Annotated in this window: 19 protein-coding genes; 11 read left to right on the top strand and 8 right to left on the bottom strand. The window is 62.8% G+C overall.

Going from position 1 to position 19110, the window contains the following annotated elements; translation table 11 throughout:
* Positions 1–317: 317 nt before the first annotated feature.
* Complete coding sequence (locus FS320_RS23960) at positions 318–527, bottom strand: DUF2842 domain-containing protein (RefSeq protein ID WP_152714436.1); 210 nt, start codon at positions 525–527, stop codon at positions 318–320.
* Between the two features lie 131 nt (positions 528–658).
* Here FS320_RS23960 and FS320_RS23955 point away from each other — a divergent pair, with 131 nt between their 5' ends.
* Positions 659–1729, top strand: a complete 1071-nt coding sequence (locus FS320_RS23955) for a COX15/CtaA family protein (protein WP_152714435.1) — start codon at positions 659–661, stop codon at positions 1727–1729.
* 52 nt (positions 1730–1781) lie between these two features.
* Here FS320_RS23955 and FS320_RS23950 read toward each other — a convergent pair whose 3' ends face one another.
* Entirely contained in the window at positions 1782–2189 is a 408-nt protein-coding gene (locus FS320_RS23950) for a DUF1236 domain-containing protein (RefSeq protein ID WP_152714434.1), read from the bottom strand.
* A gap of 467 nt (positions 2190–2656) precedes the next feature.
* Between FS320_RS23950 and FS320_RS23945 the strand changes: the two genes are divergently transcribed.
* The gene (locus FS320_RS23945) at positions 2657–3331 is read left to right on the top strand and encodes a ParA family protein (RefSeq protein WP_152714433.1); all 675 of its coding nucleotides are present in this window, start codon (positions 2657–2659) and stop codon (positions 3329–3331) included.
* A 224-nt stretch (positions 3332–3555) separates the two neighbouring features.
* Here the strand turns inward: FS320_RS23945 and FS320_RS23940 are convergent, their stop codons facing one another.
* From FS320_RS23940 to FS320_RS23935, 3 genes are all read right to left on the bottom strand, one after another.
* The gene (locus FS320_RS23940) at positions 3556–4839 is read right to left on the bottom strand and encodes an O-acetylhomoserine aminocarboxypropyltransferase (RefSeq protein WP_152714432.1); all 1284 of its coding nucleotides are present in this window, start codon (positions 4837–4839) and stop codon (positions 3556–3558) included.
* 624 nt (positions 4840–5463) lie between these two features.
* A complete protein-coding gene (locus tag FS320_RS49840) occupies positions 5464–5586 on the bottom strand; it encodes a hypothetical protein (protein WP_274597206.1) in 123 nt (40 codons plus the stop codon).
* A 27-nt stretch (positions 5587–5613) separates the two neighbouring features.
* Positions 5614–6138, bottom strand: coding sequence for a CoA-binding protein (locus FS320_RS23935; RefSeq protein ID WP_152714431.1), 525 nt, complete (start codon positions 6136–6138; stop codon positions 5614–5616).
* 72 nt (positions 6139–6210) lie between these two features.
* On the opposite strand from FS320_RS23935, the gene FS320_RS23930 reads away from it, so the two are divergent.
* Complete coding sequence (locus FS320_RS23930) at positions 6211–6627, top strand: PaaI family thioesterase (protein ID WP_162866301.1); 417 nt, start codon at positions 6211–6213, stop codon at positions 6625–6627.
* Between the two features lie 12 nt (positions 6628–6639).
* Here FS320_RS23930 and FS320_RS23925 read toward each other — a convergent pair whose 3' ends face one another.
* Positions 6640–7260 carry a glutathione S-transferase family protein gene (locus FS320_RS23925; protein ID WP_152714429.1) on the bottom strand — a complete coding sequence of 207 codons (621 nt, stop codon included), beginning with the start codon at positions 7258–7260 and terminating at the stop codon, positions 6640–6642.
* Positions 7261–7549: 289 nt separating this feature from the next.
* Between FS320_RS23925 and rplM the strand changes: the two genes are divergently transcribed.
* The 3 genes from rplM to argC all read left to right on the top strand — a co-directional run bounded on the left by rplM (position 7550) and on the right by argC (position 9791).
* Positions 7550–8014, top strand: a complete 465-nt coding sequence (gene rplM, locus FS320_RS23920) for a 50S ribosomal protein L13 (protein WP_152714428.1) — start codon at positions 7550–7552, stop codon at positions 8012–8014.
* A 2-nt stretch (positions 8015–8016) separates the two neighbouring features.
* The gene (gene rpsI / locus FS320_RS23915; protein WP_152714427.1) at positions 8017–8493 is read left to right on the top strand and encodes a 30S ribosomal protein S9; all 477 of its coding nucleotides are present in this window, start codon (positions 8017–8019) and stop codon (positions 8491–8493) included.
* A gap of 329 nt (positions 8494–8822) precedes the next feature.
* Positions 8823–9791, top strand: coding sequence for an N-acetyl-gamma-glutamyl-phosphate reductase (gene argC / locus FS320_RS23910; RefSeq protein ID WP_152714426.1), 969 nt, complete (start codon positions 8823–8825; stop codon positions 9789–9791).
* A gap of 154 nt (positions 9792–9945) precedes the next feature.
* On the opposite strand, the gene FS320_RS23905 is transcribed toward argC, so the two are convergent.
* Complete coding sequence (locus FS320_RS23905; RefSeq protein ID WP_152714425.1) at positions 9946–10830, bottom strand: fumarylacetoacetate hydrolase family protein; 885 nt, start codon at positions 10828–10830, stop codon at positions 9946–9948.
* A 385-nt stretch (positions 10831–11215) separates the two neighbouring features.
* Here FS320_RS23905 and FS320_RS23900 point away from each other — a divergent pair, with 385 nt between their 5' ends.
* Positions 11216–12547 carry an OmpP1/FadL family transporter gene (locus FS320_RS23900; protein ID WP_152714424.1) on the top strand — a complete coding sequence of 444 codons (1332 nt, stop codon included), beginning with the start codon at positions 11216–11218 and terminating at the stop codon, positions 12545–12547.
* A gap of 274 nt (positions 12548–12821) precedes the next feature.
* On the opposite strand, the gene FS320_RS23895 is transcribed toward FS320_RS23900, so the two are convergent.
* Entirely contained in the window at positions 12822–14621 is a 1800-nt protein-coding gene (locus tag FS320_RS23895) for a PHA/PHB synthase family protein (RefSeq protein WP_152714423.1), read from the bottom strand.
* 111 nt (positions 14622–14732) lie between these two features.
* On the opposite strand from FS320_RS23895, the gene FS320_RS23890 reads away from it, so the two are divergent.
* The 4 genes from FS320_RS23890 to glpX all read left to right on the top strand — a co-directional run bounded on the left by FS320_RS23890 (position 14733) and on the right by glpX (position 18893).
* The gene (locus FS320_RS23890) at positions 14733–15146 is read left to right on the top strand and encodes a hypothetical protein (protein ID WP_152714422.1); all 414 of its coding nucleotides are present in this window, start codon (positions 14733–14735) and stop codon (positions 15144–15146) included.
* Between the two features lie 43 nt (positions 15147–15189).
* Positions 15190–16410 (top strand): LL-diaminopimelate aminotransferase, encoded by a 1221-nt coding sequence (locus FS320_RS23885; protein ID WP_152714421.1) that lies wholly within the window; start codon positions 15190–15192, stop codon positions 16408–16410.
* A gap of 104 nt (positions 16411–16514) precedes the next feature.
* A complete protein-coding gene (locus FS320_RS23880; protein WP_162003193.1) occupies positions 16515–17837 on the top strand; it encodes a homoserine dehydrogenase in 1323 nt (440 codons plus the stop codon).
* Positions 17838–17894: 57 nt separating this feature from the next.
* On the top strand, positions 17895–18893 hold the full coding sequence (glpX, locus tag FS320_RS23875) for a class II fructose-bisphosphatase (protein WP_152714419.1): 999 nt from the start codon (positions 17895–17897) through the stop codon (positions 18891–18893).
* The last annotated feature ends 217 nt before the right edge of the window (positions 18894–19110 follow it).

Genomic DNA, 19110 nt, shown 5'->3' with positions numbered 1-19110 from the left:
CTCACCAGCCAGCAGAACAATCCGAGCCCGCCAGACGACCTTCTGGGATGTGTTGCGGTCACCGACCAAGCTCTCCAAGCGATCTCGATCAGCGGCGGGAACCTCAATGCGTTCGATCTTGCCCATCCGAGCAGGATCGCACGTCGGATCGGATTTCGGAATCACTCGTCAGTGACAGAACACTAGAGCACTGGGCTCAAAAGTCGCCGCCACCTTTGGGACTTGGCGAATGCCCAGTTCCTCAACATGCCGATCATCTGATACGGCAAACCCGGTCCGCTTTTCGCTGACGCGGACCTCAGGTTCCGCGCGGTACTCTAGGACTTGTCCAGCTTCGCCATCCAGCGGACGAGTGGCATGAGCGGGACGATCCAGATCAGGCCGAGCACGATATAGGCGAGGGTCTGAACCAGCTTCGGCGCCTGGGTAATCCGGCCTTCGGCGATCGCCATCGCGAACAGCGCATAGAAGATGATGAAGGCGAGCATCACCACTGTGCCGATCAGCTTGCGGAAGCGAATGCCCATGGCCGAAATCCTTGAATTATCACCATCGCGCCGTAACGGTGCGTCACCGGCATGAATTGCCTCCTGGACGCATAGCCTCTATGTGACGTCCGTATCCTGGGTTCAAGCCTTAATCGACAATGAGAGTGAGCATGGCTGTCGCAGCCTCCACCGAGGGCGTGTCTTTGGCGCGCGTGCCTCAAAGCCGATCCCTGTCGGCCGTTCGTACCTGGATCTACTGCCTCGCTGCCCTGGTTGTCCTGATGGTTGCGGTCGGCGGTGCCACGCGCCTGACCGGCTCCGGTCTCTCGATCACGGAATGGAAGCCTGTCACCGGCGCCATTCCGCCGCTGACCGAGCAGGCCTGGATGGCGGAGTTCGAGAAATACCGGCAGATTTCGCAGTATGAACTCGTCAACAAGGGCATGACCCTGTCGGAGTTCAAATTCATCTACGCCTGGGAGTGGGGGCACCGGCAGCTCGGCCGTTTGATCGGCCTTGTCTTTTTTCTGCCCCTGGTCTGGTTCTGGGCGAGGGGAGTGATCAAAGGCAGGCTGGCACTGACCGTTCTCGGCATCGGAGCCCTGGGAGGCCTTCAGGGCGCCATTGGCTGGATCATGGTGGCATCCGGCCTCGAGCCGGGCATGACCGCCGTTGCGCCGATCAAGCTGGCCTTGCACCTGACGGTGGCCAGCATCATTCTGGCTTGCCTCGTTTGGGTGGCAGCGGGTCTGAAGGATCGTTCCGACGCCGTGCGGCAAGAGGCACCGGCAGGTTATGCACCCCGTATTCTCGTTGGCCTGATCCTGTTCCAGATCGCGCTTGGCGGTCTCGTGGCCGGGTCGAAGGCCGGCCTGACCTATAACACCTGGCCGTTGATGGATGGCGCTCTCGTTCCACCGGCCTCGGCCCTGTTCGTGGTCAGGCCCTGGATCGAGAATTTCGTCGACAACGTCATCCTGGTTCAGTTCAACCACCGCCTCGTGGCCTATGCCATCGTGGCTTTTGCCGTGTGGCATGCCTGGACCATCCACCGGCAGGCCAAGTCTTCCAGGACCGCCGGTCGCGCGACGGGCATGGCCGGTTTGGCGCTGGCGCAGATGGCTCTCGGGATCGTGACTCTTCTGCTCGCGGTGCCGCTATGGGCCGGATTGGCGCATCAGGTGTTTGCCATGGCCGTGCTCGCCATGGCGGTCGTCCATGCCCGCGTGAGCACGATCTGACATAAGAAAAGGGCGGCCGTCGAGGCCGCCCCAAACTCGTCTCCGCCGTAGCTTAGCGGACGATCTGGACGATGCGGCGGGTGCCGGGCTCGACCAGAACCGGAGTGTCGTTCACGACGGTGTAGCGGTAGTTGCTCACGCCATACTCGGCCGGAACTTCATAGTACTGCACGCCGGAAGCCGGGAGAGTCGCGCCGACGCGAACCTCTTCCGTGTAGCGGTAGGACGGAACGCCCTGCGTCACCACATACTGGCGGAAACGCGGCTGCTGCTGATCGGCGAGTCCGCCCACGATCGCGCCCGTCACGCCGCCGACGGCCGCGCCGATCGGACCGCCAACGATGGCGCCACCTACGGCGCCGGTGGTTGCACCGGCAGCGGCGCCGCCGGACTGAGCGAAGGCGCCAACGGGCGCGAGGGCCACAAGAACAGCGCCTGCAAACAAGATTTTCTTAGACATTTGTCAGCTCCTAGACTGTTGAAGTCTGGAGCTTAACGGCCAAGCAGGAGGGTGGTTCCGACTCTGAAAACGTGTTTCAGCTTAGGAATTCATGGCAAGCTTCGGGACATCGATCCATCGCAAAGCTTGAACGGCGGGTCGAGTAAGGAAAATCGATCTTTGAACTGACTTCATAATTCCGGCCGGCCCTGTCCCTCACGGTTTTTCTAAGACTCGGCTTTCTGAAGAGACGTTTCTCGACTCAGGTCGGAAACATGGCGACTACGTTCATGAAGCTGCGCAAATCCAGCCTGATGCTGATAAATCGCTCCGGATTGAGCAATCGAAGTCAACGAGCGAGAAAAATCGTAGTGGGAATACGGCAGGAATTAGGAAATTAGTACTTGCTCTGCTACAGGTGAACAATATTAAGATAGGCTTAACCCCTAGGTTCAGGGCTGTAGGAACAGGCTTATGAGGAGTCAGGCATGAATGTGCTGGTCTTTGCTTCGCGGAAAGGCGGCTCGGGTAAGAGCACGCTTGCTGCTCACCTCGCGAGTTATATCGCCAACCCTTCGCGCCCCACATTGCTGATCGACAACGATCCGCAGGGCTCCTTGTCGCTCTGGCACAAGATCCGCAATCAGGAATACCTGGGCCTCAAGCACAATGTGCGCAACATCGCCGAGGCCCTCAGGGAGGCGAAACGCGAAGGTTACGAGTGGGTTCTCGTCGATACGCCGCCGAACAAGTCTTCGATCGTCGCCGAAGCGATCAAGCAGGCCACCCTCGTGATCATTCCCGCGCGCGCGAGCCTGTTCGACATTGCCGCCCTGCAGGATACGGTCGCCCTCGCTCGCGAACATCGCAAGCCTTACGCCGCGGTGATCAATGCCGCTCCGGCCAAGCACGGAGATACCGAGGCTCATGTGGTCGCCGATGCGCGCGGCGCCCTGAATGCGCTCCAGGTTCCGGTCTGGGCCGGCCAGATCACGCATCGCCCTGAACTCACGCTCTCCCTCGCAACGGGTGAGGGCGCACGGGAATACGATGCGGGTTCCCAAGGAGCCGATGAAATCGGCCGCCTCTGGACGGCCCTCGAGCGTTCGCTCAACACGATCCACAACACCTACAAGAAAGCCGGCACTTCTCGCGCTGCGTGAGTGGCGAGTTTCATCTCAACAAAAAGGGCGGCTCTCGGGCCGCCCTTTTTGTTTGCCAAATCATCGTAGGACGACTCTTCCCCGTCCGTCATCACCGGCCTTGTGCCGGTGATCCCGATCCGAGAGGCGTGACGCTTCACATCATCGGGATGGCCGGGACTGATCCCCGGATCAAGTCCGGGGACGGCCATGACGAGGTGAGGCTTTGAAAGGGAGAATGGAGATTACGCAGCGTCAAGAGCCTGGTTGAGGTCGTCGATCAAATCCTGCGTGTCCTCGAGGCCGATGGAGAGACGCACCACCTCCGGCCCAGCTCCCGCCTGCGTCTTCTGCTCATCGGTGAGCTGGCGGTGAGTGGTCGAGGCCGGGTGGATCACCAGGGAGCGCGTGTCGCCGATATTGGCCAGATGCGAAAACAGCTTGAGATTCGAGACCAGCTTCACGCCGGCCTCATAGCCGCCCTTGAGGCCGAAGGTGAACACCGCGCCGGCGCCCTTGGGGCAGTACTGCTTGGCGAGGTTATGGTAGCGGTCCGAACGCAGGCCTGGATAGCTGACCCAGGAGATCTTGCTGTGGCCCTCCAGATGCTCGGCGACCGTGAGGGCGTTATCCGAGTGGCGCTGCATGCGCAGCGGCAGGGTCTCGATGCCGTTGAGGATCAGGAAGGCGTTGAACGGCGACAGCGCCGGGCCGAGGTCCCGCAGTCCGAGAACGCGGCAGGCGATGGCGAAGCCGAAATTGCCGAAGGTTTCACCGAGCACCATGCCGGCATATTCCGGACGCGGCTTGGACAGCATGGGATAGCGGTCGTCGCCGGCGAAGTTGAACGAACCGCCATCGACGATCACGCCGCCGATCGAGTTGCCATGGCCGCCGAGGAACTTGGTGGCCGAATGGACGATGATGTCCGCGCCGTGCTCGAAGGGGCGGATCAGGTAGGGCGAGGCCATCGTGTTGTCGACGATGAAGGGGATGCGGTGCTTCTTGGCGATGGCCGCGATCGCCTGGAGATCGACGATCACGCCGCCCGGGTTGGCGATGGACTCGACGAAGATCGCCTTGGTCTTCGGGGTGATGGCCGCCTCGAAGGACGACGGATCGTCCGAATCGGCCCAGACCACGTTCCAGGCGAAGTTCTTGTAGGCGTGGTTGAACTGGTTGATCGAGCCGCCATAGAGCTTCTTGGCCGCGACGAACTCGTCGCCGGGCTGGAGCAGCGTGTGGAACACCAGGAATTGCGCCGCGTGACCCGAGGCGACGGCCAGCGCCGCGGTGCCGCCTTCCAGGGCCGCGACGCGCTCCTCGAGGACGGAGCAGGTCGGGTTGCCGATGCGGGAATAGATGTTGCCGAACGCCTGCAGGCCGAAGAGCGAAGCCGCATGGTCCACGTCGTCGAACACGAAGGACGTGGTCTGATAGATCGGCGTCGCACGGGCACCAGTCGCAGCATCAGGAGCCGCTCCGGCGTGAATGGCGAGCGTGTTGAAGCCTGGCAGACGGTCGGTCATGATCGGGGCGTTCCTCTAGGAAATGGATGCGTTCTATTTAAAGAACGTATTGTTCGTCCGTCAAGGAGCGTGTTGGGCAGCCCCAGTGTCGACCGCGGCCCTGTGCGGGTGGAGCCGTCTTCTCTCGCTCCACCCTCATGCCGAAAGACCGGCTTCTATTCTGTGCTCTCCTACGCCCTTCGAGACGGATTGCTTAGACCATTCTCCGCAGAATGAGGGCCTTAAGACTGACGGCGTGAATCGGTGGACTCCGTTCGGCCCTGATATTCTCCGGCGTCATCACCGGCCCTGTGCCGGTGATCTCGATAGATCGAAGAGCTGAGCTTTTCCGGATCGGGATGGCCGGGACAGGCCCGGCCATGACGGCAGTGGGTGTCGAGGGCCGTGGTCTCGATCGTCTCGCTCACCCTCATCCTGAGGAGCCGCTGCAAGCGGCGTCTCGAAGGAGGAGTTCAGTGCTCTCCGGACACTCCTTCGAGACGCAGCCTCACGGCTGTTCCTTAGGATGAGGGCGATGGATCTGAAAGCGGATGGCCGGGACCGATCCCCGTATCGATACCAGGGCCGGCCATACGGGAGAGGGTGTCCAGGGCAATGATCCCGATGGTCTGAAGCGACCGCGCCTCACAGCGTCGGGATGGCCGGGGCAAGCCCGGCGATGACGAAGGCGGATACGGGTCGGGGAGAGTGCGACCAAGGATCGAGCCACTCCCGCATGGACATGCAGCCGAGAGGATGGGAAACCACTCACACCCTCCGCGTTACGGATTTCCCTCAAGGCCGGTTGAGGCTGAGCTTCTGGAAGCCCTTGCCGGAAAGAACCGGCTTTTTGGAGCTCAGCATCCGTGAGTTCACGCCCTGCCAGGAAATCTCGCCGGAGAGGCGTCCGAACTCGATCTTTGGGCAGCGGTCCATGACGACCTTCAGGCCCTTGGCCTCGGCCTTGGCGGCGGCTTCGTCGTTGCGAACGGAGAGCTGCATCCAGAGAACCTTGGGCAACGGATCGAGGGCCAAGGCTTCGTCGGTGAGCGGGCCGGCGGCTTCCGAGTTGCGGAAGATCTCGACCATGTCGATAGGGAAGGGCACGTCCTTCAAGGAGGCATAGACGGGCTTGCCGAGAAGCTCGCCGCCGGCCAGTCCCGGATTGATCGGAATCACGTCGTAGCCTCGCTCCAGCAGGTACTTGGTGACGATCCAGCTCGGACGCGCCGGGTTTGACGACGTGCCGACCAGCGCGATGGTCTTCACGCTGTTGAGGATGCCGCGGATATATTCGTTCGGGTAATTGTCGTGGCTCATGGGCGGAACGTATGGGATAGGGCAGGGCAGTTCAATGAGCATCGCATATTAATGTCATCTCACCATCCGATCATGACCCGAGACGACCTCGCGGCCTTCCTCGACCAGGAATTTCCGCAGATGCATGCGGGCGGGCGCAGCTATTTCGTGGACGGGATCGGGCCTCTTTCGGCCCGGATGCGCATGGAATACCACGAGCGCCACCTGCGCCCGGGCGGCACGATCTCGGGCCCGGCCATGATGGCGCTCGCGGACCTCGCGCTCTACGCCGCGATTCTCGCTCATATCGGCCCCGTGGCGCTCGCCGTCACCACGAGCCTCAACTTCAATTTCCTCAGGAAACCCGAGCCCCGCGCCCTCATCGCCGATTGCCGCCTGCTCAAACTGGGCAAGCGGCTCGCGGTCGGCGACGTGTCGATTTATTCCGAAGGCAACCCCGACATGGTCTGCCATGCGACCGGGACCTATTCGATCCCGGATCGGCGTTGAACGCGGCGACGCTCAGGCCTTCGGGGGCACGAGAGCATCGTCGATTTCCCTTGCCCGAAGGGCAGCGGGACGCGTGCTGATCCGCTGCCAATAGGCCTCGAAGGCGGGCCGCTTCTCCAGCGTGCCGAACATCATGCCCCAGCCGATCTGCGAGCCGACATAGATGTCGGCCGCACTGAAGCGGTCGCCTGCGATGTATTCGGATTGGGTGACGGCATAGTCCAGGGTGTCGACGACATTCTCGATGCTGCCGTAGCCGATGGCCCGCTGCCGGTCGGCCGGCACCTCGAAGCCGAAAGCCTTGTTGCTCAAAGCCGCTTCCACCGGGCCGGCCGCAAAGAACATCCAGCGGTAATAGGCGGCTCTGTCATGGGGCGGCGGAGCGAGGCCAGCCTCGGGAAAGGCATCGGCCAGATAGGCACAGACCGCGGCCCCCTCGGTGACGATCTTTCCCTTGTGGAGGATCGCCGGCACCTTTCCCATCGGATTGACCGCCAGATAGCCGGGGGCCTTCATGTCCGGGCCGAAGGCGAGGATTTCCGTTCGATAGGCGCAGCCCGTTTCCTCCAGCATCCAGCGGACGATGCGGCCACGGGACATGGGATTGGTGAAGAAGATTAGTTCGTCGGTCATCGGGAGCCTCTCGGAATCGGCAGAACGGGATATGCCGTCACGGGCAAGCATAGCGGCTATTCACGCAGAACCAAAAATCAGTACGGTATTAAGATACCGCTATTGCGGTGCCATGATACCACAAGTATGCTAGCGCTTGTTTTATAAGGGTTTTATGCATCTTCGGCGGCTGATAATAATGTTGACTTCCAGGTCCCGTGTCACTAAACAGCTGTCACTCGCCGCCGCATCTCGCGGCGGTTTGTCGTTTCAGAACCTGAGCCATTTGGCTCCAACGGGATACAGCGCAATGAAGACTACGACTTCGCTGAAGCCCGCCGATGTCGAGAAGAAGTGGGTTGTGATCGACGCGAAGGGCCTCGTTGTGGGCCGCCTCGCTTCGGTCGTTGCCATGCGCCTGCGTGGCAAGCACAAGGCGAACTACACGCCCCACGTCGACTGCGGCGACAATGTCATCGTCATCAACGCCGACAAAGTGGTGTTCACCGGCCGCAAGCGCGAGCAGAAGGTGTACTACCACCACACCGGTTATCCGGGCGGCATCAAGGAACGCACCGCCAAGTTCATTCTCGACGGCCGCTTCCCTGAGCGAGTGGTCGAGAAGGCTGTGGAGCGCATGCTCCCCCGCGGTCCGCTCTTCCGTCAGATCCTGGGCAACCTGCGCGTCTATGGCGGCGCTGAGCATCCGCATACGGCTCAGCAGCCGGAAACGCTGGATGTTGGTGCCCTCAACAGCAAGAACGTGAGAGCATAATCATGGCGACCCTCCAGTCTCTCGCCGATCTCGGCACCAATGCCCAGGCCGCCGCTCCGGAAGCCCCGAAGCACGTCCAGAAGCTCGACTCGCTCGGCCGCGCCTATGCCACCGGCAAGCGCAAGGACGCGGTTGCCCGCGTGTGGATCAAGCCCGGCTCCGGCAAGATCGTGATCAACGGCCGTACGGTCGAGGTCTACTTCGCCCGTCCCGTGCTGCGTATGATCCTCGCTCAGCCGCTGCAGATCGCCCAGCGCGAAGGCCAGTACGACATCACCGTCAACGTTGACGGTGGCGGTCTCTCCGGCCAGGCCGGCGCGGTCCGTCACGGCCTCGCCAAGGCGCTGACCTACTATGAGCCGGAGCTTCGCGGCCCGCTCAAGAAGGAAGGCTTCCTGACCCGCGATCCGCGTGTCGTCGAGCGTAAGAAGTACGGCAGGAAGAAGGCCCGCCGCAGCTTCCAGTTCTCGAAGCGCTAAAGCCTCTTCAGGCAGACATTTCGGAAAGGGCGGCCCGAGGGCCGCCCTTTTCGTTTGAGGGGCATTGCCCGCCAAAAGGGTCGCAGGCGTGTCGCGACGAAACGGTCGCGCTTGTTGACAGGATTGGTCGCCTGCCCCATACAAATTCCATGAACAACGTCTCGCTGATCCTCCGACGCCGATCGAACGCTGCCTTGGCGCGAGCGCGATAACGGCTGTCCGAAGCCTGACCGCAAGCCGCGCCGATGCGCGGCTTTTTTGTTTCTGAAACCTTGTGGGGCGCAAGCGTTTCGCCCTATCTCCAGCATCGACGACAGATTGGACCGACCATGACCGCGACGCTCGACAGATCAGCAGGCCTCAACCAGAAGACCAAAACCGTCTTCATCGACGGAGAGGCAGGTACGACCGGTCTTGGCATCCGTGAGCGCCTCACGGACGTGTCCGGTGTCGCCATCCGCAGCATCGATCCTGCACGCCGCAAGGATCCGGCGGCCAAACGCGAGATCCTGGCCGATGTCGATCTCGTGGTGCTCTGCCTGCACGACGATGCGGCCCGCGAGACGGTTTCCCTCGTCGATGGCTTGAGCGGCGGGAAGCCGAAGATCCTCGATGCGAGCACGGCGTACCGGGTCAGCCCCGGCTGGGTCTATGGCTTTGCCGAGCTTGAGCCTGCTCAGCGCGATGCGGTCGCCGAGGCGGAGCGGGTGGCCAATCCCGGCTGCTACCCGACCGGCGCGATCGCCCTTGTCCGGCCCCTGATCGACGCAGGCCTCATCCCGGCCGATTATCCGATCAGCGTGAACGCCGTCAGCGGCTATAGCGGCGGCGGGCGCTCGATGATCGAGGCCTATGAGGCCGGCACCGCGCCTTCCTTCGAGCTCTACGGCCTCGGCTTCGAGCACAAGCACGTGCCCGAACTGCAGAAATACACCGGCCTGACCCGGCGGCCGATCTTCATCCCTTCCGTCGGCAATTTCCGGCAGGGCATGTTGGTGAGCGTGCCGCTTCACCTCGACCTGCTGCCCGGCAAGCCGAGGGCGGCGGATCTCGAGGCGGTGCTTCTGAAGCACTATCAGGGCGGCGGCCTCGTCACCGTCGTGCCCACCATCCGGGACGGCAGGAAGACCGAGCGGATCGAGCCGGAGGCCCTGAACGACACCGATCGGCTGGAACTCTTCGTCTTCCAGCACGACAGCTACAACCATGCCGTGCTGGTGGCGAGGCTCGACAATCTCGGCAAAGGCGCGTCGGGCGCAGCCGTGCAGAACATTCAGCTCATGCTGGGATTGATATAAGCCCGGTTCCCCGGCTGCCGCAGGTGGGAGATGCCACCTCCCACGTCATCACCGGCCTTGTGCCGGTGATCCCGACCATGAGAAGCGCGGCACTCTTCCGGTCGAGATGGCCGGCACAAGGCCGGCCATGACGTAAGCCGTTGCGTTCCGGCCGTTAATGCCCCTTCCAGCTCTTGCTGGTATCCACCGCATGTCCCTCGAAGGCGACGAAGCGTTGACGCTGTTCGCCGAGGCCCTCGATCCCGAGCGACACCACATCCCCGGCCTTGAGGAAGCGCTGTGGCTTCATGCCCATGCCGACGCCGGGCGGGGTGCCGGTGGTGATCACGTCGCCGGGCTCCAGGATCATGAAGTGCGAGACGTAAGAGACGATCTGCGCCACGTTGAAGATCATGGTCTTGGTCGAACCGTTCTGCGCGCGCTCGCCATTCACGTCGAGCCACATGGAGAGGTTTTGCGGATCTGGGATCTCGTCCTTGGTGACGAGCCACGGGCCGAGCGGGCCGAAAGTCGGGCAGCCCTTGCCCTTGGTCCAGGTGCCGCCGCGCTCCAACTGGTATTCACGCTCGGAGACGTCATTGCAGACGCAATAGCCGGCGACGAAGTCGAACGCCTCGTTCGCCCCGATATAGGAGGCCCGCTCGCCGATCACGATGGCGAGTTCCACTTCCCAGTCGGTCTTCTGGGACCCGCGCGGGATGATCACGTCGTCGTTGGGTCCGACGATGCAGGACGGGGCTTTGTTGAACACGATCGGTTCTGCCGGAATCGGTGCTCCCGTCTCAGCAGCATGATCGGCGTAGTTCAGTCCGATAGCGATGAAGTTGCGCACCTGTCCCACGCAGGCGCCCAGGCGCTGGCCTGACGGGGCGACGGGAAGGGTGCCTGGATCGGTCTTGCGGATGCGATCCAGGGTCTCGGTCGACAGGGTTGCTCCGGCAATATCGGAAACGAGCCCCGAGAGATCGCGAATCTGCCCACTGGAATCGATAAGTCCCGGTTTCTCCCGTCCAGCATCCCCAAATCTCACCAGCTTCATCAAGCGCTCCTCTTGTTACGGCATGGGCATAATTGGCGCGAACGCGCTCCGCTACAATGCACGTTCCAGACGCAAATATGTTGCTGGTTTGCCACGAGCGCGCACAAAGTGTGAAATTTCCACTCATCCGTCGGAGGTATCTGAATTCAAGATGAAGGCCGACTATACATCGGTTTACATGTGAACCATCCGTCCGTACTTTCAAATTTCTCGACATTAACAAAGCATTCTGAAGTATAATTCAGTAATCGCAGGCTTCCTTTAGAAAATTTTAACGTGCTGTTTGAGACTCATGAAAAGATTGCGGCCAAATTTAAGCATTGGCACATTGCACTCATGACGGGATTCTCCCGTATCAAGAAAATACCAAGGGCAGGAAAACTCCATGGGTCTTCTCTCTCGTTCTTTGTCGCTGACGGCGGTCTCCCTGGCCGCTCTCATCGTCGCTCAGGGCGGCGCGCAGGCGGGTGCCTTCGCGCTTCGTGAGCAGAGCGCTACGGCGCAGGGCTACTCCTTCGCCGGTGCCGCATCGGGCTCCGGCTACTTGTCCTCGATGTTCTGGAACCCGGCTGTCATCACGATGGCGCCCGGCTGGCAGAGCGAGTGGCATGCCTCGCTGATCATCCCGCGGGTCGACATCAACCCGCTGCCCTCCGTTCCGACCTTCGCGCTTGGCGGCTCGGGCGATATCGGCGAGGACGCGCTCGTTCCGGCAGGATACAGCTCCTACCAGATCAACGACATGTTCTGGGTCGGTCTGTCCAGCACCTCGCCCTATGGCCTCGTCACCGATCCGCGCCAGAACTGGTCCGGCCAGCTCTATTCGCGTTCGTCTCGGATTTTCTCTGTGAACGTGAACCCGGTCCTGGGCGTCAAGGTGAACGACTGGTTCTCGTTCGCGGTCGGTCCGTCGCTGCAGTACTTCGACATCCGCCTCAAGAGGGCGGTGCCGTTCCCGGGCGCTCCGGCGGCCTCTGCGACGTTGCCCGGCGCTCCGAGCGCGATCCTCGACGGTGACGACGTCGGCTTCGGCTTCACGGCCGGTGTGACGATCACCCCGTTCGCCGGGACGACGATCGGTATCGGCTACCGTTCGCAGGTCGAGCACGAACTCGAGGGCGACCTGTCGGCTCCCTTCGGCTCCATCGGTCCTTTCGCCCGGGTTCCGATCACCGCGAAGCTGAAGACGCCCGACCAAGTGACGATCGGCATTTCGCAGGTGATTACGCCGGCCATCACGGTTCATACCGGCTTCGAGTGGACGAACTGGAGCGTTCTCAAGACGCCTCTCGTGATCGGTCCTGGCGGCGTTGCCGTCACCGATATTCCGCTCAACTACGAAGACGGGTTCTTCTACTCCGTCGGTGCGGACTACAAGCTGAACGATCAGTGGACCCTGCGCGCCGGTGTGGCTTACGAGGAATCGCCGATCGATACGGAAATCCGCTCCACTCGCCTACCTGACAACGATCGCATCTGGGCGTCGGTCGGTGCGAGCTATCAGTGGAACGACAGGCTGTCGTTCGACGTGGCCTACACTCACATCTTCTCGAAGGAGACGGATATCCGAATCCTCCCCGGACATCAGGACTTCGAAGGGCTCCCCTACCTGGCCGATGTGGACTCGAGCGTGGATATCGTCTCGGCGAGTCTGCGCTATCGTTGGGACGACCCAAAGGTCGCGATCCCGGCGGTTCCGCTCGTGCGCAAGTACTGAGCTTTCAAGAACCGACAGCAGAAAGGCCGGCAGATTTGCCGGCCTTTCTTTTTGACGTTCCCGTCCCGCCGACGGCGGGGCCGGAACCCGTCCCCCGAACGTCACTGGAGCCCGTGACACGCTCTCACGTCATCACCGGCCTTGTGCCGGTGATCCCGATCGGAAAGGCGCTGAACCACGAACAATCGGAATGGCCAGGACATGCCCGGCCATGACGTGGAGGGTGCCGGTGCCCGGCAGATGACGACGACCGGGCGTGTTCCTCATGGGAATTTCAGGATTTCGCCAGAACGTAGGTTCCCGGCGCGTCGCAGAGCGGTTCCAGCTTGCCGCTTCCAGGCTCTCGCGCGGCTACCATCCGAGGCGCCTGGGCCTTGATCCACTCGAACCAGTAGGGCCACCAGGAGCCTGACGTCTCTGTCGCCTGCTTCATCCAATCTTCCAATTCTCCCTCGACCGGACCGCCCGTCCAGAATTGGTATTTCGGCTTGTTGGGAGAATTGACGACACCGGCGATATGCCCGGAGCCGGCAAGCACGTAATCGACCGGCCCGCCGAAGGCCTTCGAGCCGACGAATACGGAGCGGGCAGGGGCGATGTGATCTTCCTTCGTCGCCAGATTGAAGATCGGCGCCTTCACCTTCTTCAGATCGAGCTTCACGCCGGCGAGCTCCATCTCGCCCTTGGCGAGCTTGTTCTCGAGGTAGCAGTTGCGCAGGTAGAAGGCGTGGTTCGCCGCCGGCATGCGCGTCGAGTCGGCATTCCAGTAGAGCAGGTCGAACGGGAAGGGCGCTTGGCCTTTCATGTAGACATTGACCACGTAGGGCCAGATCAGATCGTTGGGCCGCAGCATGTTGAAGGCATTGGCCATGCGCGAGCCTTCGAGATACCCGCGCTTCTTCATGGTGGCCTCGAGGCTGCGGACCTCCTCCTCGCCGGCGAAGACCTTCAGGTCGCCCGCATGGGTGAAATCCACCTGGGCGGTGAAGAAGGTGGCGCTGTCGACCCGCTTGTCGCGCTTGGCCGCCATATAGGCGAGGGTGGTGGCCAGCAGCGTGCCCCCGACGCAGTAGCCGATGGCCGTCACCTTCTTCTCGCCCGTCGCCTTTTCGATGGCGTCCAGCGCGGCGAAGATGCCATCCACCATGTAATGCTCGAAGCCCTTTTCGGCATGCTGCTCCGCCGGATTGACCCAGGAGATGCAGAAGACGGTCAGGCCCTGCGAGACGGCCCACCGGATGAAGCTCTTCTCCGGGTTGAGATCGAGGATGTAGAACTTGTTGATCCAGGGCGGCACGATCAGCAGCGGCCGCTTGAGCACTTTCTCCGTGACAGGCGTGTATTGGATCAGCTCAATCAGATCGTTGCGGAAGATGACCTTGCCGGGCGTGGTGGCGATGTTCACGCCGACCTTGAAATTGCTCGGGTCCGATTGCCGGATCTTCAGTTCGCCGCCGCCGGCCTCGATATCCTCTGCCAGCATTGTCATGCCACGTACGAGATTGGCGCCGTTCTCGCGCAGCGTCTCGCGGATCAGCTCCGGGTTGGTCAGGAGAAAGTTGGAGGGTGAAAGCGCGCTGGAGAGCTGCTTGAGGTAGAACTGAGCTTTATGCCGGGTGCGCTCGTCGAGGCCTTCCGCATTCTCCACGAGATCCTCTGCCCAGCGGGAGGAGATGAGATAGGCCTGCTTCAGGAAGTCGAAGATCGGGTTCTCGGACCATTCAGGATCCTTGAAGCGGTTGTCCTTTGGCTCCGGCTCGGCCACCGGCTCGGTGAACTCACCCTGAGCACGTTTCAGGGTCGAGGCCCAGAGAGACAGGAACTGGGTTCCGAGGCGAGACTGGGCCTCAAAGGTCTTTTGCGGATCGTTCATCCAGACTTCGGCCACCCGACCGAGCGATTTGACTGCCTCCGAAGCGTCTCCTGCAGCTGGGCGCTGGCCTTCCTGGACCGGCTTGAGGTAGGCGGCCGCCGCCTCGCCGGCTCCCTCGATGAAGCGGGCCATATTGCGGGAGAGTTCCTCGAAGTCCGGGACCGGGCCTTGAGTCTTCTCTTCACCGTATGGCTTGTCCATAAGGCGATCTCCCTCTATCGCAGCAGCATTGCTCGCAAGCCGCATTTCCGACATCTTAGCGTTCGAGCTGTCGGATATGCCAGAGCCATGTTGCAGGTCTTAGGTATCACAATGCGTACGAAGCCCCTTTCGATCCACCGCATCTCGGTCGTTGGCCTGACGATGCTTGCCGCCGTGTGCCTTACCGGCTGCAATGGCAGCTTCAATCCCGTCCGGGATGTGGCAACCGCCGTGGGGGTCGGTCCGCAGTTGGCTGCGACCCCGGACTTCGTCGCGCGCTCCCGTCCGGCCGACCTGGAATACATGCCGATCGGAACGCCGGCCGTGGAACGCCCGACCGCGGCGCGCACGGCTGACGAGATCAAGGCGGCCGAGGCGGAACTCGATGCCCTGCGCACCCGGAACGAGGCCGCGGGAGCCGCGGCCGCGGAACTTGGCAAGACGCCGCCCCCGGAGCCGGTCAAGCTACCGGCCAACACGTCGCAGCAGACGCGTCAGAAGACGAATTCCAAGAGAACGCCTTAGAACCTATACCGGAATCATGTGATTCCGCTCGAGGACGAGACCCATGCCTGACTTTTACCGGATTAAGCGCCTCCCGCCTTACGTCTTCGAGCAGGTCAACCGCATCAAGGCCGCCGCGCGCGCCAATGGAGCGGACATCATCGACCTCGGGATGGGCAATCCGGACCTCCAGGCCCCCCAGCACGTCATCGACAAGCTGGTGGAGACCGTCGGCAAGCCGCGCACCGACCGCTATTCGGCCTCGAAGGGCATTGGCGGCCTGCGCCGCGCCCAGGCCGGCTATTACGAGCGCCGCTTCGGCGTGAAGCTCAATCCCGATACGCAGGTGGTGGCCACCCTCGGCTCCAAGGAGGGGTTCGCCAACATGGCCCAGGCCATCACCGAGCCGGGCGACGTGATTCTGGTGCCGAACCCGAGCTACCCGATCCATGCCTTCGGCTTCCTGATGGCGGGCGGTGTCATCCGCTCGGTTCCGGCCGAGCCGACGCCGGAGTTCTTCGTTGCGGCCGAGCGCGCCGTCGCGCACTCGATCCCCAAGCCCGTAGCGCTCGTCGTCTGCTATCCGTCGAACCCGACGGCCTATGTGGCTTCCCTCGACTTCTACCGGGACCTCGTGGCCTTCGCGAAGAAGCATGAGCTGATCCTGCTGTCGGATCTGGCCTATTCGGAGGTCTATTTCGACGAATCGAATCCGCCGCCCTCCATCCTGCAGGTGCCGGGCGCCATCGACGTGGCGGTGGAATTCACCTCCATGTCCAAGACCTTTTCCATGGCTGGCTGGCGCATCGGCTTCGCGGTCGGCAACGAGCGTCTGCTGGCGGCCTTGGCGCGCGTGAAGTCCTATCTCGACTACGGGGCCTTCACGCCGGTTCAGGTGGCGGCCACCGCCGCCCTCAACGGCCCGGACGAGTGCATCCGTGAGATGCGCGCCACCTATAAGCGCCGCCGCGACGTGATGATCGATTCCTTCGCCAAGGCCGGCTGGACCGTTCCGGTGCCCACCGCCTCCATGTTCGCCTGGGTCCAGATCCCGGAAAAGTTCCGGTCGCTGGGCAGCCTCGAATTCTCGAAGCTCCTGGTGGAGAAGGCCGACGTGGCTGTTGCTCCCGGCATCGGCTTCGGCGAGCACGGCGACGACTATGTCCGCATCGCACTTGTGGAAAACGAGCAGCGCATCCGCCAGGCCGCGCGTAACATCCGCAAGTTCTTCGACAATGCCGACCAGACGCTCCACAACGTCGTGCCCATGGTTCGCCGGGGCTGACATCTCGGGAGAGAAAAGGCGCCACATCGGGATTTCGCGTCCGCATGGACAGGACACCGTGGCGGTCGTAAAAGCAGCCCGAGATTTTCAAGGAGCTGTTGTTCGTGACACGTCCCCTTCGGGTCGGCATTGCCGGCCTCGGCACCGTCGGCGCATCGGTCATTCGCATTCTCGACCGCCAGAACGAGGCCGTCGCCCAGCGCGGCGGGCGGCCGGTTGAGGTCGTGGCCATCTCGGCCCGCGACAGGACGAAGGACCGGGGCTTCGACCTCTCCCGCTTCACGTGGTTCGACAGCCCGGTGGAACTGGCGCGCGCAGCCGATCTGGATTGCGTGGTTGAACTGGTCGGCGGCGCGGACGGGGCTGCTCTCGACACGGTGCGGGCGGCCCTTTCGCTCGGCAAGCACGTGGTCACCGCCAACAAGGCGCTGCTCGCCAAGCACGGTCTCGAACTGGCGAAGCTGGCAGAGGAGAAGGGCGTGTCCCTGGCCTTCGAAGCCTCCGTGGCCGGCGGCATCCCGATCATCAAGACCCTGCGCGAGGCCCTGCCGGCCAACCGGATCTCACGCCTCTACGGCATCCTCAACGGCACCTGCAACTACATCCTCTCCCGCATGGAGCTGGAGGGGCTGACCTTCGCCGAATGCCTGAAGGACGCCCAGCGCCTCGGCTATGCGGAGGCCGATCCGACCTTCGACGTCGAGGGCTTCGACACGGCCCATAAGCTCGCCATCCTGACCAGCCTTGCCTTCGGCACCGAAATCGACGCGGAGGCGATCTATGTGGAGGGTATCTCCTCCATCACGCCGCTCGACCTTGCCATGGCGAAGGAGCTGGGCTTCCGCATCAAGCTCCTGGGCGTCGCCGAGCGCACCAAGACCGGCATCGAGCAGCGCGTCCATCCGACCATGGTGCCCCGGACATCGTCCATCGCCCAGGTCATGGGCGTCACGAATGCCGTCACCATCGACGCCGACGCGGTGCGGGAGCTGACGCTCATCGGACCGGGGGCAGGAGGCGATGCTACGGCCTCCGCCGTCGTGGCCGATATCGCCGACGTCGCTATAGGCACCGTGCAGCCGCTCTTCGGCTCCCCGACGGACCGGCTCGAGAAGGCGCCTCGCGCGCCCATGCAACGCCACGAGGGCGGCTATTACGTTCGCCTGACGGTCCATGACCGTCCGGGCGTGGCCGCCGGTGTGGCGACCCGCATGGCCGAGGCCGACATCTCGCTGGAGAGCATCCTGCAGAAGCGCTCGGAGATCGCGGCCACCAAGGACCCGCATGGGCGTTCCGGCGCGCCGGTCTCGCTGGTGCTCATTACCTACGCGGCCACCGAAGCGGCGATCCGCTCGGCTCTGGAAAAAATCTCGGGGGATGGTCTTATCGCCGAGCCGCCCCAAGTCATTCGCATCGAACGCGAATAAACCCACGACCAGGCCTGTTCAGGCCCCAGACGATCACAAGAGGGAGACGACACGTCCATGTCGCAAGGCATTACCGTCCAACCGGGCCAAATCATCGAGCGCATCCTGACCCTGGAGCTCGTCCGCGTCACCGAGCGCGCGGCGGTGGCCTCCGCCAGGCTGCGTGGCCGCGGCAATGAGAAGGCCGCCGACCAGGCCGCCGTGGACGCCATGCGTCGTGAGCTGAACAAGCTCCCCATCGACGGCACGGTCGTGATCGGCGAAGGCGAACGCGACGAGGCGCCCATGCTCTTCATCGGCGAGAGGGTCGGCAACAAGCAGGGCCCGAAGGTCGACATCGCCGTCGATCCGCTCGAAGGCACCACGCTCTGCGCCAAGGACATGCCGGGCTCCATCGCCGTCATGGCCATGGCCGAGGCGGGAACTCTGCTGGCGGCTCCCGACGTCTACATGCACAAGATCGCGGTCGGGCCGGGCTATTCCGCCGGCGTCGTCGATCTCGATGCCTCGCCGGAGGAAAACCTGCATAGCCTCGCCAAGGCGAAGGGCGTGAAGGTGAACGAACTCACCGCCCTCGTGCTCGACCGCCCGCGCCACGCGGACCTAATCGCGGCCATCCGCAAGACCGGCGCAGGTGTCCGCCTGATCTCGGACGGCGACGTGGCCGGTGTGATCTTCACGACCAAGCCCGAGGAAACCGGCATCGACATCTATCTCGGCATCGGCGCCGCGCCTGAAGGCGTGCTGGCGGCCGGTGCGCTGCGTTGCATCGGTGGCCAGATGCAGGCCCGCCTGATCCTCGACACGGAGGAGAAGCGCTCCCGTGCCCTCCAGATGGGCGTTACCGATCCCAGCAAGAAGTACGACATGACGGACCTCGCCCGGGGCGACGTGATCGTGGCGGCGACCGGCGTGACCGACAGCGCACTCACCCGAGGCGTCCACTTCGGCAAGGAGGTGATCACCACCGAGACGGTGGTCTACCGCTCGGCCACCGGCACCGTGCGCCGCATCTACGGCGAGCACCGGGAATTGGCGAAGTTCCACCTGGACTAAGTCGGTCCAGGGACGGAGTACAATCCACAGGCGTCATGGCCGGGCTCGTCCCGGCCATTTGCATTTTGCCTGCCTCTGCACGCATCCTAATACTACTGTGTCATAAACTTTGTGTGGCAGCAGGGACATCGTGGGAGCCTTCGCACGAGAGTGCAGATGAGTTCAGCCCGGATGGTGGCGATCGACTGGGCGACGTGGCGTTCGGGGCGGATGGGTG

It is taken from the genome of Microvirga tunisiensis (assembly GCF_009296175.1).
GTDB lineage: Bacteria > Pseudomonadota > Alphaproteobacteria > Rhizobiales > Beijerinckiaceae > Microvirga > Microvirga tunisiensis.
The sequence above is the reverse complement of the archived record's forward strand: the minus strand, read 5'-3'. Positions and strand labels throughout refer to the sequence as shown.